Annotated in this window: 11 protein-coding genes; 7 read left to right on the top strand and 4 right to left on the bottom strand. The window is 59.9% G+C overall.

The window, feature by feature from the left end; genetic code table 11:
- Positions 1-155: 155 nt before the first annotated feature.
- From RH950_RS18810 to RH950_RS18795, 4 genes are all read right to left on the bottom strand, one after another.
- Positions 156-2,756 carry a DNA repair protein RecN gene (locus RH950_RS18810; RefSeq protein ID WP_350059285.1) on the bottom strand — a complete coding sequence of 867 codons (2,601 nt, stop codon included), beginning with the start codon at positions 2,754-2,756 and terminating at the stop codon, positions 156-158.
- On the bottom strand, positions 2,753-6,130 hold the full coding sequence (locus tag RH950_RS18805) for a hypothetical protein (RefSeq protein WP_350059284.1): 3,378 nt from the start codon (positions 6,128-6,130) through the stop codon (positions 2,753-2,755). The genes RH950_RS18810 and RH950_RS18805 overlap by 4 nt, the downstream gene beginning before the upstream one ends.
- Positions 6,131-6,445: 315 nt before the next feature.
- The gene (locus tag RH950_RS18800; RefSeq protein WP_350059283.1) at positions 6,446-6,637 is read right to left on the bottom strand and encodes a hypothetical protein; all 192 of its coding nucleotides are present in this window, start codon (positions 6,635-6,637) and stop codon (positions 6,446-6,448) included.
- 88 nt (positions 6,638-6,725) lie between these two features.
- The gene (locus tag RH950_RS18795; RefSeq protein WP_028465617.1) at positions 6,726-6,935 is read right to left on the bottom strand and encodes a DUF3126 family protein; all 210 of its coding nucleotides are present in this window, start codon (positions 6,933-6,935) and stop codon (positions 6,726-6,728) included.
- Between the two features lie 78 nt (positions 6,936-7,013).
- On the opposite strand from RH950_RS18795, the gene RH950_RS18790 reads away from it, so the two are divergent.
- The 7 genes from RH950_RS18790 to RH950_RS18760 all read left to right on the top strand — a co-directional run bounded on the left by RH950_RS18790 (position 7,014) and on the right by RH950_RS18760 (position 14,420).
- Entirely contained in the window at positions 7,014-7,961 is a 948-nt protein-coding gene (locus tag RH950_RS18790) for a nucleoside hydrolase (protein WP_350059282.1), read from the top strand.
- Positions 7,961-8,641 carry a helix-turn-helix domain-containing protein gene (locus tag RH950_RS18785; RefSeq protein WP_350059281.1) on the top strand — a complete coding sequence of 227 codons (681 nt, stop codon included), beginning with the start codon at positions 7,961-7,963 and terminating at the stop codon, positions 8,639-8,641. The genes RH950_RS18790 and RH950_RS18785 overlap by 1 nt, the downstream gene beginning before the upstream one ends.
- A gap of 99 nt (positions 8,642-8,740) precedes the next feature.
- Positions 8,741-9,637 (top strand): class II glutamine amidotransferase, encoded by an 897-nt coding sequence (locus tag RH950_RS18780; protein WP_350059280.1) that lies wholly within the window; start codon positions 8,741-8,743, stop codon positions 9,635-9,637.
- A 3-nt stretch (positions 9,638-9,640) separates the two neighbouring features.
- Positions 9,641-10,327, top strand: coding sequence for a protein GlxC (locus RH950_RS18775; protein ID WP_350059279.1), 687 nt, complete (start codon positions 9,641-9,643; stop codon positions 10,325-10,327).
- A 10-nt stretch (positions 10,328-10,337) separates the two neighbouring features.
- On the top strand, positions 10,338-11,666 hold the full coding sequence (locus RH950_RS18770; RefSeq protein WP_350059278.1) for an FMN-binding glutamate synthase family protein: 1,329 nt from the start codon (positions 10,338-10,340) through the stop codon (positions 11,664-11,666).
- A 75-nt stretch (positions 11,667-11,741) separates the two neighbouring features.
- Positions 11,742-13,049 carry a type III glutamate--ammonia ligase gene (gene glnT, locus RH950_RS18765; RefSeq protein ID WP_350059277.1) on the top strand — a complete coding sequence of 436 codons (1,308 nt, stop codon included), beginning with the start codon at positions 11,742-11,744 and terminating at the stop codon, positions 13,047-13,049.
- 48 nt (positions 13,050-13,097) lie between these two features.
- Positions 13,098-14,420, top strand: coding sequence for an amidase (locus tag RH950_RS18760; protein WP_350059276.1), 1,323 nt, complete (start codon positions 13,098-13,100; stop codon positions 14,418-14,420).
- Positions 14,421-14,499: the final 79 nt, after the last annotated feature.

Here is a 14,499-nt window from a genome sequence, read left to right as displayed (position 1 = left end):
AAAGTAAATGCGCTTCGTTCCCCCGGCCGGGCTGCATTCTGCGTGCACATTGTTTTATCCCGTCGGTCGTGAGTCCATAGACAGGTGGCTCGTCGTCAGTACGCTACACAACGATAATCAAATACGGGTATTTCAGAATTGATAGTTACATTGTCTCAACGCTGAAAAAAATTATGCGTGAATGTGCCGAAGAATTCCGGGGACAGTTGTTCGAAATTGAAGGGACCAGGGAAATCGGAACCGGAAGCCCCGAGCCCTGATAAAGCGTTTAAAGTATTTGGAGACAAGTTGCGGGTGAAATCGCGCTTTTTCAGCTCGACCAGAAAGGCGGCTGACTTGCGGTCGAGTGTGTTGAGCAGGTCATTGGCTTTGCCGAAACCGAGATTGGTACCGGAACGGACCAGTTCGAGTTTGTTGGCAAGGTCGAGTGCTTCCGATCGCCTCTTGGAGAGCTGAGCGCGCACCTTTGCGACCGCACTTGCGCGGCTTTCCTCCAATGACGCAATGGCGCCTTTACCATCAAGCAGCCCTGCTTCGAGCTCCTTCCGAAATTTATTGGCGAATGAATCGCTTAAACCTTTACGCGATTCCTGCGCCTTCTCCCGAGTTTCCTTATATTTCGCGCGCAGCAGAGATTCGATATCCAGCTCGCCATTCGTCAGCTTTTGGAGGATTGCGGAAGAAGAGGCATTCAGCAGGTCATCATCCGATGCACTCCCGGTCGGGTTGCCGGTTGCGCTGCCGGAAACGGAACTGTCTTCCGGAACCCCGTTCCCGTTCATGCCGGTCTTCACTCCGGCGCTGCCAATTTCAAGGGAGTCCACCATACGGCGGTAATTGTCGAGCAGGACACGGACCTGTCCCTCGATCCGCGCGGGCAAGTTTGCATAGGCTCGAAAAGTCTTTTCGGCGCGGGCTTCCAGTTCCTCGGCAAGTTCCGTCACGCTGTTCAGGGATTTGATCTTCTGCCCAAGGGCGGTCAGCTGCTTGGCCTTGGCTTCGGCATCACTGGCCAGCTTTTCGTTGCCAAGCTCTCGCCTCAAGGCAGCCCGCCCGATTTGCCGCTCAGCCTCTTTTTCTGCCGCATCGGTGTCGAGGATACCCGCCGCAAGATCCGCCCCCACTGCGCGTCGCAGTTCGGCGGCTTCGGCGCGCAGCCGGTCACGTTCTGCGACGGCGTCCTCCGCCCGGCTGTTCAGCTCAGCCACTTCGACAGCGAGTTTGACAAGGTCACGGTCGGCCTCCTGTGCCAGATCTTCCAGCTGCCGGATCAGGTTGCTCCGCAGCGCCTCAAGCTGCGCATTCCCGGCTGCCGCTCCGGCTCCACCGGATCCCAAGGCCACCTGGTTCGCAAGTCCGACCAGTTTCTGTACGTTGGAAACATTGCTTGCAGCCGTTGTGGCGCCACCGGACATCAGGGTTGTCGCGGTTCTGAGCGCGGCAAGACCGACACCCTTGTAGGTGCTCACCAGTTGCGTCGTGTCCTGATCGAAATTCTTCAGGTTCCAGTTACCGATTTCGTCCTTGATCAGGGCCATGCTCACGTCACCGGCACCACTGGCATGGACGGTGTTGATGCGCGACCAGGTATCGTCTGTATAGATCGCTTCCAGTGCCCGGACCCTGTCCTGTGAGTAACTATCCGAGAAAAGTTCGTCGTTGTTCAGGCGTGTCCCGGCAACGTCATACCAGAGGATCTGATTTATGAATGCAGTCGGATTGCTGTCCGCAAGCAAGGTGCTGATCGGAACTTCCCGGCGGTCTGCGTAGTCCATTTGTGCCAGGAGCGCGTTGGCCGCAGAGGTGATGCGGCGCTCATATTCTCCACCGATAAGTTGCAAGGAAACGGGTATTTGTCTGATTTTTTTATCGGTTGATGTGTTCAGTGTTCCGGTGAAAGCCCAAAATGCAGACTTTACCTTGAAGCGTCCCGCATCTGATGCGGCTTGTTGAAGTACGCTGCGAAGTTGTCGCCGAAGGGCTATCGAACGGCGGGTCAATGCTTCTGAGTTTTCTAGAGGTGTATCGCTGGTCGAATCGTTGAGGCTTTTAGTGAGCTTTTTGTACTCGATGCCCCAGTCGTCAGCAGATTCTTTTAGATCAAAAGCAATTTCATGCATTCGGCAGGTATCGCGCAGAACACCGTTCAGTATGAAAACATCGCGGAGTCCTTCGTCTGCGCTAAACTTTTCGGATGATGGAATATTTTGCAATATATTGTTTTCAATATTGCTTTCTGTCAGCATGTATCTGGCTGCCGCATCGGCAGTTTGGTCAAGGAACGGATCTTTACAAGCTGTGCCCAATGATACATTTAGGTCAAAAAATTTTGGTAATTTTCCAGACAGAAATTCTGTCGCTGTTAACTCATTCTCTTTGACTAGATGCTTCAGTAGATCTTTTATCAGTGCGATACGCGCCTGATCTTTCTTTTTAGCACTTTCTGTTAGGGCGAATGGGTTCGTCATAGTGGCTAATTTGGCAGTAGGTAAGATTTTGCCAATAATTTGGGCTCTTATTCCGACTGCGAGTTGTTCCAGGCTCTGCTCCGTTTCGGAGATATATCCGTGTAGCTTTCCCCACTGGATATCCGGTTCCTGTGCAATCGGGCCTTTGTAGACCTCGACATCGATACGCATGGAGGCATCGCCGGTGAAGAACGCGCGGTTGTTTGCGTCACAGCCGGCAAGGCTGACGGCGAAAATGGTCGCCATGGCAAACCGGCGAGGGGTCAGGGTTCTGGCCAAAGTCTTCATTGTGCTGCTCCCGTACCCGGATTTTGCAGAGCCTGGATAACATCCCGGATCATGCCGGCCGCCTGATCCGGCGTTTCAATCGGAGCGATCTGTTTTTCAGCCTGGAGGATTCTTACACGCTCTCGGGCGAGTGGCAGCAGGCGGTCCTGTTCGCTGGCCTTCTGGTTCAGGACCCGGCCTGAGATATCCTGCAAGGCTGACAGCAGAGGTCGGGCGCTTGACGACATCGCCATGATCAGCCGATCGTCTTGGTTGAAGGTTGCAACACCTTCTGGACCAAGGATCTGGAAGCCACGCCGAAGCTCGGCGTTTTCCGAACAGCCTTCGGCCCCGGCCGGTTTGCTGGCTTGAACAGCCGCCGAGGGCCGCGCTGGTTCTTCGGAAAGACTGTAGAGTTGCTCTGCCTGTGCCTTGAGCTGTTTCACTCTTTCAAGGGCTGAACGGGTATTGGCGAGGTCCGATCGTATGGCGGCACTCTGTGCTTCCGCGTTCGCTAGATTGGCTGTGAGCGTCTGGTCTTCGGCCGAATACCAGAAGGTCATGCTTATTCCGCTTTGGTCTGCACTTTCTGCAAGTTTTGCCGCTAGCTCTTTTGCAGCTTTGGCGCGATGCGCGGCCCCGTTTTCAGGGTGTTCCTGTATCTTGTGGGTTGCCAGCACGGCACGCGCCGGGTTTGTCACGTATGCCACACCTCCTTCGATCCTAAGTTCTACTTTTGGTGCTGGACCGTCCGCTAGCCCGGGGACGTAGAGAAATGCTTCCTCAGCCGAGGAGCCGTTTGCTGTGGTAATTGCCTGCGTATCCGGGGGAGTGCCGAGTGCCGTCTTGACAGCATCCGCGACAAGCTTTGCGGAAGTGCTTCCCGCCACTACAGGGACTGATTTTTCGGACCCGTTGACGGAAATGCGGATGGTGTCGTTTGCGACGAAAGGACCGGTAAAAATAACCGGGAGGGTTTTGGTTTTGTTTCCGGCATCATATGTGGCCTCGGCGATTGCAAGCCGCGGGAGGGCGGTGATCTTGATCTCGTCATCCTTCTCCCAGTGACCGTTGAGGGTGATTGTACCGGAGAGGCCTTTCTGTGCGGCCCAGTCTTTTGGCGTGACAGTCACGCTTGGGGCCGGTCCCGGGCGGTTGGCGGGACCGCCTCGATCACTGCTTTCGGCGACGGGAGCGGGTTCGGTCGACCATTTCGTGCCGAGATCCAGCCGGAGTTTCAGTTGGCTCTTCTTCGCCGGATCGACTTGGTATGTGAAGAGAGCTTTTTTGTCGTCTCCAGCCTTGCTCCAGCCATCGATTTCAGATGCCTGCCGTACCAGCTCCGCGATAACGAATTCCGGTGTAAGTGCATCATCGGTGAACTTGGCTGTATGGAGCAGGTCTTTGCTTTCGTATGATATTTCCTTGTTGCTGCTATCTGTTGTTTTTATCGGAAGCTTGAGGCTGAATGAGTCGCCGGCTTCAATTGTTCCTGCGGCCTCAACGGTATAGTTCAAAATCTTATGCTTGCGCTCCGTGGATGATAATCGGGATTCTTTTGTTTGGTATAGCGGCTTGGCTTCGAGGATAGACAGGTTGATCGATTTCGCTCCCGCCAAAATCAGAACGCCATCCGAGCCGCTGGTTAGGCGGGCTGAAAGCTGCTCGCTGGTATATCCCAAGTCATTGAACCAGTCGTTGAGCGCAGGTAGCAGGGCTTGAGCCGTTTTCGGTGCATCGGCGAGTTCTTTGGTGCCCCTGAACGTCCGTTGTACTTCGATGGTCTTGGTTGCTGGCTTGCTCGCGGTACCGTCCGAACCTGTTTCCGTACCTGGCTTGGCGGGCAGTTTCAGCTCGGCAATATCCAGTCGTAGCTGGACGGACTGTGGGCCAAGAGGCCCCAAAATCTTTAGCTCCGCCAGAGCCTTGTCTTCATCTGGAGTTTTTTCGCCTGTTTTGCCTATCGAGAAGGTATGGCGGTATTCCGTTACCTGCACTTCGTAAGGGGCGCTTAGTTCCTTGCCCTTGATGGTCAAACTCTTCGCAGTGGTTTCTATGACCTCGATGTCCAATGTCGATTTGGCTTTGTCGCCGACAGCTTTCTTTATGGCGTCCTCGATCTTCTTGATTGCGTCTGCCGGTTCCGTGTTGGGCGGAATATCAACCATGACCTCTGTTTCCGGACGGGGGTGCGAGCCGGAAGTCTGTCTGAGGAGCAGTTTGATCTTGTGAGGCATGCTGATCTCGTCAGACAGATCCAACCTGTATTCCATCGGTGTGGCGGATATGAACTCTGGATTATCTGCCGTAAGGGTCAGCTGCTGAGTGTCCCCCGGGTTTGTGTGCGTTGAGACGGATGGCGCGAACATGCGCAACGTGTTTTCGGAGCGTGCAAGAAAACCGATTTTGTTCTCTCCCGTTCCGGCCGCGGCACTTTCTGTCTTCCAGACGGCGACCGCAGCTTCGGCCCGGGTAAGGGATGCTGCGAGTGATTTTTCCGCAGCGGTGAGCTCCGACAGGGCGGCTCCCAGAGGCTTCGCAATTTTGGCAAGCTGTGTGTTTGCCGCTGTTCGAGCGGCATTCAGCTCTTTTTCTTTATCCGCTGTTGGCCGGAGTGCAGCTTTTTGAACCGCCGCAGTGTCCCCGTCTCCAAGATCGGGATCCGCCGCTCGACTGGCGGTCGTGCTTGCCTTCTTCACTGCGGCATTAGCCGATCCGACGAGCTTTTCGGCCTCGATGGCCAGAAGGTAAAGCTGGTCCTGAACAAGTGAACGGCGAACTTTTTCGGAGGTCGCTGTGTCCGTGTCCCGCAGGCGGGAGAGAATGATCTGGTCGACAACCTCCTTCGCCTCGTCAGTGTCTGCAAATTCTTCTCTTAGTTCCTTTAGTTGCCGCAATGATCGAGTCAGCTCAGAAAGGCGCGCTTCTTGCCGGGATTCGGACTGCGACTTGAAGTAGAAACGTTTGTTCTGGTCGTCATAGTCGACGATCGCGCCGAAGGGATCTATCTGCCAGGATTTGAGGGTACCGGCCTCGAAATGTACGTTGGACGTATAGGCTGGCGCCTTGCCGGTCATCGTAAAGCGGTAGAGGGAATCCTTCAGGAGCTTGAGCTTCTTGTCCCGTTTCTTTCGCAGGAAGATGCCGCCGGCACGATCATATAGTGCATCGATGTCGTTTGTTTCATTCACCTCGCATGCATCGAACACCCTGAAGTAATAGGTGGTTCGGAAGCGGACCATATCGTCGATATGCTGTGGATGAACGCCTTCCCGCACGCGCGTGGCGGGAACACTATCGACGCAGCCCGCAAGGAAAAACGTGGCTGCTGTAATATAGGTGGTGATGACGGCTGTTTTACGGCGCACTCTTCCCGGATGCCGAGAATGATCCATGGCACTCCCCCTTCGCCATTTCTCGTCTCAACGAACCGACCTGATTTCATCGCTTTTGCGATCGGCAGATATACTCGAAGTACCCGTCTTTTCTAACGCCCCGGCCGACTCATTACACGTAATATCGATATTTGAACGAACGTTATCTAAATAAATGACGGAAATCACGTGAATTTCGCCTTTAGGGGGAGTTTTTGTGGGATAATATAATTCTACTCATAGGTAATGCATGCGGTTCCACCGCCTGCAGCGGGCCGATCTCTGGACCTAATCTTCGATCCGGGAGCGAAGTCGGTGGCTGCACTTACGGAGCCGTCATCCCGCCTTCATGGTGAACTCGAGCCCGTGCAGGTTGCCGATATAGAAACCGGGTTTTGTCATCCGGAACGGGATCACCGCCGGGCCGATCATGATGTCGGCGCGGTCGCGTCCGAGACGGACCACCTTGCCCTGTTCCGTCTTGTCCGTATCGGTGCAGGTCACCGTAACAATGTCATCAAGACGCATGTGCCACTCTCCGTTCCAGGTTCTGGTACAGAGTGACACATCCTGTGTTTCGGTTTTGTGGAGTTTTTCGCTCGCGCGAATGGACCCCTCAGTCGAGGTCCATTTCCAGGATAGTCATATGGAAATCATAGGAAACATCGCCTTCTTCATCATCCTTGAAGATGACGCCGATGAATTCCCCATCCAGGGAGACTTCGGCCGAATCGTCTTTGTTCGGACGGCCTTCGATGCTGATGCCGTGGTTGCCGAAGGTCTGGCGCAGGTAGCGCTGAACTTTTTCGATTTCGCTCTTTTGCACGGGTGTCCCCCTTGTTCGATTGAGCGGACGGGAATAGCGGAACCCTGCCGATGGTTCAAGGCGTTCCGGTAAAACAGCTTGCCGCAGTTTTCCCCCGCCGCCTATCTTCCGCTGATGACCAAGCGCGAGACTATCATTATTGACTGCGATCCGGGAATTGACGATGCGGTGGCCCTGCTGCTCGCCTTCGCCAGCCCGGAAGAGCTCGATATCAAGGCCGTCACCACGGTTGCGGGCAATGTGCCGCTGCACCGGACGGAGGCCAATGCCCGGCGTATCCGCGATCTTGCCGGGCGCGGCGAGGTTCCGGTCCATGCCGGCTGCCCGCGTCCCCTGATCAGGGCGCTGAAGACGGCGGACGAGATTCACGGCAAGACCGGGCTCGATGGCAGTGATCTTCCCGACGCTTTATCCGCTTTGGCGCCGGGGCATGGCGCCGACGTGCTGCGCCGGGAAATTTCCGCCGCGCCGGGCGGCATCACGCTGCTGCCGGTGGGGCCGCTGACAAATGTCGCGCATGCCCTGGCGGCGCGGCCGGAATTCGCGCAGGAAGTTTCGAATATCGTGGTCATGGGCGGCTCGACCGGTCCGGGCAACGTCACGCCCCATGCCGAGTTCAATTTTCATGTCGACCCGCACGCCGCCCACATCGTGTTCGAGAGCGGGGCGCCGATTGTCATGCACGGCCTGAACGTCACCCACCAGGTGCGGGCGAAACCGGACTGGATCCAGGCATTGCGGGCGCTGGAGACGACGGTCGGCCATACGACGGCCGGGATGCTGACCTTTTACGATTCCGACAACGACCCGGCGCTGCACGACGTGCTGACGGTCGGCTATCTGCTCTGGCCGGAGCTTTTCTCCGGCGAGGCACGCCGTGTCGATATCGTCACCGAGGGCGATGAGGCGGGGCGCAGCATCGTCCGCGATGCGGGGGACGGGGTGCCGAACGCGACCGTGATGCTGGATGTCGATGCGGACGCGTTTCTCGCCCGCCTGCTCGACCGTCTTGCCCGTTATTCCTGATGTCTTCCGGAAAGCCAAAGGCCGCCAGAGGGGCGACCACCAGCGGCAGGCCTGCACTGGCCCAGGACCCGCATGCGGTCAAGGAGCCGAAGGAAAACAATCTGGAGCAGGCGATCGGCCGGGAGGTGCGGGAGTTCCGCAAGGCGCTCGGCATCACCGTTGCCGATCTTGCCACAGCCACCGGTCTTTCCATCGGCATGCTGTCGAAGATCGAGAACGGGGCGATCTCTCCGTCCCTGACCACGCTGCAGGCCGTCGCCCGCGCACTCGGCGTGCCGATCACCGATCTGTTCAAGCGGTTCGAGGAGCCGCGCAACGCGGTCTTCGTGAAAGCGGGCGAGGGGGTGCAGGTCGAGCGAAGGGGCACCCGGGCCGGGCACCAGTACAATCTGCTCGGCTATCTTGAAGGCAATACCAGCGGCGTTCTGGTCGAGCCCTACGTGATCAGCCTGACCGAGGATTCCGACATCTTCCCGGCCTTCCAGCATCAGGGCACCGAGCTGATCTACATGCTGGAGGGCGAGCTGCTGTACCGGCATGGGGACGAGACATACCGGATGCTGCCGGGGGACAGCCTGTTTTTTGACGCCGATGCGCCGCACGGGCCGGAAGAGCTGATCACCCGGCCGATCCGCTATCTCTCGATCATCTCCTATCCCCAGCGCGGCACGCCGGATTGAACGAAATATTCCTCAGGGGAAACTATTATTCTTCGTAATTGAGTTCCGGAAAGTGGGCTGCTAACCTCCATCAGAACTTGACGCGGAGGGTTGCCGGCCATGTGCGGCATCGTTGGATTGTTCCTGAAGGACAAGGCGCTGGAGCCACGGCTCGGCGCGCTGCTGTCGGATATGCTGATCACCATGACGGATCGCGGTCCGGACAGTGCCGGCATCGCGATCTATGGCCCGAGCGAAGCGGGTGCCGGAAAGATCACGGTGCAGTCCGCCGATCCGGCCGCGGACTTCAAGGGCCTCAAGGCTGCGCTTGCTAAGAGGCTGGGCGTTGCCGTCTCGGTGACGGTGCGGGCGACTCATGCCGTTATCGCGGTTGATGTCGCGAAGCTGGACGAGACACGCACAGCCTTGAAGGAGCTCCGCCCGGGCGTCACGGTGATGGGGAGCGGTGAGAGTGTCGAGATCTACAAGGAAGTCGGTCTGCCGAAGGATGTGGCGGAACGCTTCAAGATCGGCGCAATGGGCGGCACGCACGGCATCGGACACACCAGGATGGCGACCGAATCCGCCGTGACCACCTTCGGCGCGCATCCGTTCTCCACCGGGCCGGACCAGTGTCTGGTCCATAACGGCTCGCTCTCCAACCACAATAATCTGCGGCGGGAGTTGGTCCGCAATGGCCTCCGTTTCGAGACCGAGAATGATACGGAGGTTGCCGCCGCGTATCTCTCCCACAAGCTCGCGACCGGCAGCAATCTGGGCGCGGCGCTGGAAAGCGGGTTGAGCGATCTGGATGGCTTCTACACCTTCGTGGTCGGCACCAAGTCCGGCTTCGGCGTGCTGCGTGATCCGATCGCCTGCAAGCCGGCTGTGATGGCCGAGACGGACGAGTATGTCGCCTTCGGGTCCGAATACCGGGCGCTGGTCAACCTGCCGGGCATCGAAACCGCCCGGGTCTGGGAGCCCGAGCCCGCAACCGTCTATTTCTGGGAGCATTGAACGATGCCGACCTTTGATCTGGCGTCGGTTCCGCTGCGGGACCTGAACCAGGCACTGCATGCCGTCGGGGCAGGCGCGAACGAGACCGGTTTCGAGGTGATCAATCCGCGCGGCGCCCATGCTGTGGCTGTGGGGATCGATGCGCCGGTGCGCGTCGATGTGCGCGGCAGCGTTGGTTACTACTGCGCCGGGATGAATGCAGAGGCGACCGTCACCGTGCATGGCAGCGTGGGCCCGGGGGTGGCGGAGAACATGATGTCCGGCACCGTCGTGGTGAAGGGGGATGCCAGCCAGTATGCCGGTGCCACGGGGCATGGCGGCCTGCTGGTGATCGAGGGCAATGCCTCCTCGCGCTGCGGTATTTCCATGAAAGGCATCGATATCGTCGTGAAAGGCAATATCGGGCACATGTCCGCCTTCATGGCCCAGGCCGGAAACCTCGTCGTGCTGGGCGACTCGGGCGATGCGCTGGGCGACTCGCTCTATGAGGCGAAACTTTTCGTGCGTGGCGAGGTGAAGAGCCTTGGCGCCGATTGCGTGAAGAAGAAGATGCGGCCGAAGCATCTGGCGCTGCTCGCGGACCTGCTGGCGAAAGCGGGGATCACGGACGTAAAGCCGGAGGAGTTCACCCGTTACGGCTCCGCCCGCACGCTCTACAATTTCAACATCGACAATGTCGACGCGTATTGAGGCCGGACAGATGAGCTACAAAAATCCCCCGACCACGCCGCGCCAGTCCGCCACCTTCGACGATTACACCCTGTCGGAAATTCGCCGCGCCGCCGCGACGGGCATCTATGACATCCGGGGCGCCGGTGCGAAGCGCAAGGTGCCGCATTTCGACGATCTGCTGTTCCTTGGCGCCTCGATCTCCCGCTATCCGCTGGAAGGATACCGTGAGGCGTGCGGCACTAACGTGGTGCTCGGGGCGCGGCATGCGAAGAAGCCGATCGAGCTGAAGATCCCGATCACAATCGCCGGGATGAGCTTCGGCTCCCTCTCCGGTCCGGCCAAGGAAGCGCTGGGGCGCGGCGCGACGCTCGCCGGGACCTCCACCACCACCGGTGACGGCGGCATGACTGAGGAGGAACGCGGGCATTCCGAGATCCTCGTCTACCAATACCTGCCGTCCCGCTATGGCATGAACCCGAAGGATCTGCGCCGGGCCGACGCCATCGAGGTGGTGGTCGGGCAGGGCGCCAAGCCGGGCGGCGGCGGCATGCTGCTCGGCCAGAAGATCTCCGACCGGGTGGCGGCGATGCGCACCCTGCCGCCGGGCATCGACCAGCGCTCCGCCTGCCGGCATCCGGACTGGACCGGGCCGGACGATCTGGAGATCAAGATCCAGGAGCTGCGCGAGATCACCGACTGGGAAAAGCCGATCTATGTGAAGGTCGGCGGCGCCCGGCCCTATTACGACACCGCGCTGGCGGTGAAGTCCGGCGCCGATGTGGTCGTGCTGGACGGCATGCAGGGCGGCACGGCGGCGACCCAGGAAGTCTTTATCGAGAATGTCGGCCTGCCGACGCTGGCCTGTATCCGGCCCGCCGTGCAGGCGCTGCAGGATCTCGGCATGCACCGCAAGGTCCAGCTCGTCATTTCCGGTGGGGTTCGGAACGGCGCCGATGTCGCCAAGGCGCTGGCGCTGGGCGCGGATGCGGTTTCCATCGGCACGGCGGCGCTGGTTGCCATCGGTGACAACGATCCGCGCTGGGAAGAGGAATACCGCGCCCTCGGCACGACAGCCGGTGCCTATGACGACTGGCACGAGGGCCGCGACCCCGCTGGCATTTCCACCCAGGACCCGGATCTGATGAAGCGGGTCGACCCGGTTGCGGCCGGGCGCCGGTTGGCGAATTATCTGAAGGTGATGACGCTGGAGGCGCAGACCATCGCCCGCGCCTGCGGCAAGAACCATGTGCATAATCTCGAGCCGGAAGACCTGTGTGCGCTCAGCATCGAGGCCTCGGCCATGGCGGGGGTGCCGCTGGCCGGGACGGACTGGATACCGGGCAAGACCGGCCTGTAGGCTAGACAACAGGCAAAGACGCTGCGGTCAACGCGGCGCGCGCCGAGGGAGATGACAGGGGACATTGGAGGTTTCATGACGAAGGATCTCGCGGCTTTCGCGAAAGAGACGGGGGTCAAGTATTTCATGATCTCCTTCACCGACCTGTTCGGCGCCCAGCGCGCCAAGCTGGTGCCCGCCCAGGCGATTGCCGGCATGCAGAAAGAGGGCGCGGGCTTCGCAGGCTTCGCCGCCTGGCTCGACATGACGCCGGCCCACCCGGATCTGTTCGCCGTACCGGACGCCTCGACGGTGATTCAGCTTCCCTGGCGGAAGGACGTGGCCTGGGTTGCAGGCGATTGCGTGATGGAGGACAAGCCGGTCGAGCAGGCGCCGCGCAACACGCTGAAGCGGATGGTCGATCTTGCCGCCGGGCAGGGCCTGCGCGTGAAGACCGGGATCGAGGCCGAATACTTCCTGATCCTGCCGGACGGCTCCGAAATTTCCGATCCCTACGATACGGCGGAAAAGCCTTGCTACGACCAGCAGGCGGTGATGCGCCGCTATGACGTGATCTCCGAGATCTGCGACTACATGCTGGAACTCGGCTGGGGGCCGTACCAGAACGACCACGAGGACGCGAACGGCCAGTTCGAGATGAACTGGGAGTTCGACGACGCCCTGAAGACGGCGGACAAGCATTCCTTCTTCAAGTTCATGGTCAAGTCCGTGGCCGAGAAGCACGGTCTGCGTGCGACCTTCATGCCGAAGCCGTTCAAGCACCTGACCGGGAATGGCTGTCATTGCCATGTCTCGGTCTGGGACAAGAAGGGCAAGGTCAATGCCTTCGCCGACGACAAGAAGGAGCTCGGGCTGTCCAAGGAGGGGCTGAACTTCCTTGGCGGCATCATGAAGCATGCCCAGGGCATGACCGCGATCACCAATCCGGTGGTGAATTCCTACAAGCGCATCAATGCACCGAAGACCCTTTCCGGCGCGACCTGGGCACCGAATACGGTCACCTGGGCGGGCAACAACCGGACCCACATGGTCCGGGTGCCGGGCCCGGGCCGGTTCGAGCTGCGCCTGCCGGACGGGGCGGTGAACCCCTATCTACTTCAGGCCGTCGTTATCGCGGCGGGTCTCGACGGGCTGAAAACCAAGGCGGACCCGGGCAAACGCTACGACAATGACATGTATGCCGAGCCTGAACTTGCTGCCGATGCGCCGCGTCTGCCGTTGAACATGCTGGACGCGCTGCGGACGTTCGATAAGGATACGGATCTGAAATCAATTCTCGGCGACGAATTCTCGGCCGCCTTCCTGAAGCTGAAATCAGGCGAATGGAACTCCTACGCGTCCCACCTCACGGAATGGGAGCGGGACAATACGCTTGATATCTAGGCTAGGGCGCTGCCGATAGTCGTCGGGTTAACTGGAGAGGGCCCCCCGATGACTGCATTGAACGAACGGACTGCAACAGAGCTTGCACGCATGCTGGCGGCGGGAGATGTCTCGGCCGAGGAGCTCATGCGGGCCTGTCTTGATCGCGTGGCTGCCCGCGAGCAGACGGTGCAGGCCTGGGCTTTTCTCGACCCTGAAATCGCCCTCGCCAACGCCCGGGCCGCAGATGCCCGCCGGAAGGCGGGGGTGGCACCCGGCCCGCTTCATGGCCTGCCCGTCGGCATCAAGGACATCATCGAGACCGCCGACATGCCGACGGAAAACGGCTCGGACCTGTTCCGGGGGCAGCATACCGGGCGCGACGCGGCATGCGTTGCCATGCTGCGCAATGCCGGTGCGGTGATCATGGGCAAGACCGTCACCACGGAACTTGCCAACACCTGCCCCAGCAAGACGCGCAACCCGCATAACCCGGAGCATACGCCCGGCGGCTCCTCCGCGGGCTCCGGAGCGGCGGTGGCGGATTTCCATGTTCCGCTGGCGCTGGGCACGCAAACCGCGGGCTCGGTGATCCGTCCCGGCTCCTTCAACGGCATTCATGCTCTCAAGCCGACCGTCGGGCGTATCCCGCGCGATGGCGTGCTGATGCAGTCCCATACGCTCGATACGGTCGGCGTGTTCGGCCGCTCCGTCGAGGACCTGGCGCTGATCACGGACAGCCTGTCCGATTTCGGTGCCGCGAATCTCTCCAGATACGGCGCCCCGCATCCGGATCTGGCCTCGGCCATGCAGCAGGAGGCCCCGGCCCCGCACTTTGCCTTTCTGGAGACCCCGGCCTGGCCGGAGGCGGATCCCGGTGCCCGCGCCGCCATCGAGGGCGTTGTCGCCGGGCTGGGCGCACAATGCGTGCGGGAGAGCCTGCCATCCCCCTTCGACCGCATCATCGACTTCCATGGGGCCGTCAGCGCGGGCGAAATCCTGGCCTATTACGGGCACCATGCCGAGGCCAGCCCCGACAAGGTCAGCGAGTTGCTGAAAGCACGGCTGGCAGAGTCCAAAGAAGTTGGTGCCGGCGATTATGTAGCGGCTCTGCTTGCACGCGAGCCGCTCAACGAGGCTCTGGCCGCGTTGCTGGACTCATATGACGCTGTGCTCTGCCTGCCCGCGGCGGGCCCGGCGCCGCGCGGTTTCGCGACCACCGGTTCGCCCCGGTTCAACGGGCTCTGGACCTATCTCGGCGTGCCCTGTGTGAGTTTGCCGCGGCTGAGCGTCGATGGCCTGCCGCTTGGCGTTCAGCTTGTCGGAAAGCCGGGTGAGGACGGCAAGCTGTTGCGTTCGGCGCTCTGGCTCGATCGCGAACTGGCCGAATAACGCACGCCCGCGTCGTTGCGGCAATGCGCCTTATTTCGCCGGAGTGCCTTTCGCTGGGTGATATAGAGCGTGCTGGCGA

The sequence above is a fragment of the Nisaea sp. genome (genome assembly GCF_040217065.1).
Taxonomy (GTDB): Bacteria; Pseudomonadota; Alphaproteobacteria; order Thalassobaculales; family Thalassobaculaceae; genus Nisaea.
This window is presented reverse-complemented; position numbering and strand designations above follow the sequence as displayed.

Bases quoted from the DNA above. Each gene is read 5' to 3' on its own strand.
- RH950_RS18760 (WP_350059276.1), top strand. From the start codon at position 13,098: ATGACTGCATTGAACGAACGGACTGCAACAGAGCTTGCACGCATGCTG.
- RH950_RS18775 (WP_350059279.1), top strand. From the start codon at position 9,641: ATGCCGACCTTTGATCTGGCGTCGGTTCCGCTGCGGGACCTGAACCAG.
- RH950_RS18770 (WP_350059278.1), top strand. From the start codon at position 10,338: ATGAGCTACAAAAATCCCCCGACCACGCCGCGCCAGTCCGCCACCTTC.
- RH950_RS18805 (WP_350059284.1), bottom strand. From the start codon at position 6,130: ATGGATCATTCTCGGCATCCGGGAAGAGTGCGCCGTAAAACAGCCGTC.
- RH950_RS18810 (WP_350059285.1), bottom strand. From the start codon at position 2,756: ATGAAGACTTTGGCCAGAACCCTGACCCCTCGCCGGTTTGCCATGGCG.
- RH950_RS18780 (WP_350059280.1), top strand. From the start codon at position 8,741: ATGTGCGGCATCGTTGGATTGTTCCTGAAGGACAAGGCGCTGGAGCCA.
- RH950_RS18785 (WP_350059281.1), top strand. From the start codon at position 7,961: ATGTCTTCCGGAAAGCCAAAGGCCGCCAGAGGGGCGACCACCAGCGGC.
- RH950_RS18800 (WP_350059283.1), bottom strand. From the start codon at position 6,637: ATGCGTCTTGATGACATTGTTACGGTGACCTGCACCGATACGGACAAG.
- glnT (WP_350059277.1), top strand. From the start codon at position 11,742: ATGACGAAGGATCTCGCGGCTTTCGCGAAAGAGACGGGGGTCAAGTAT.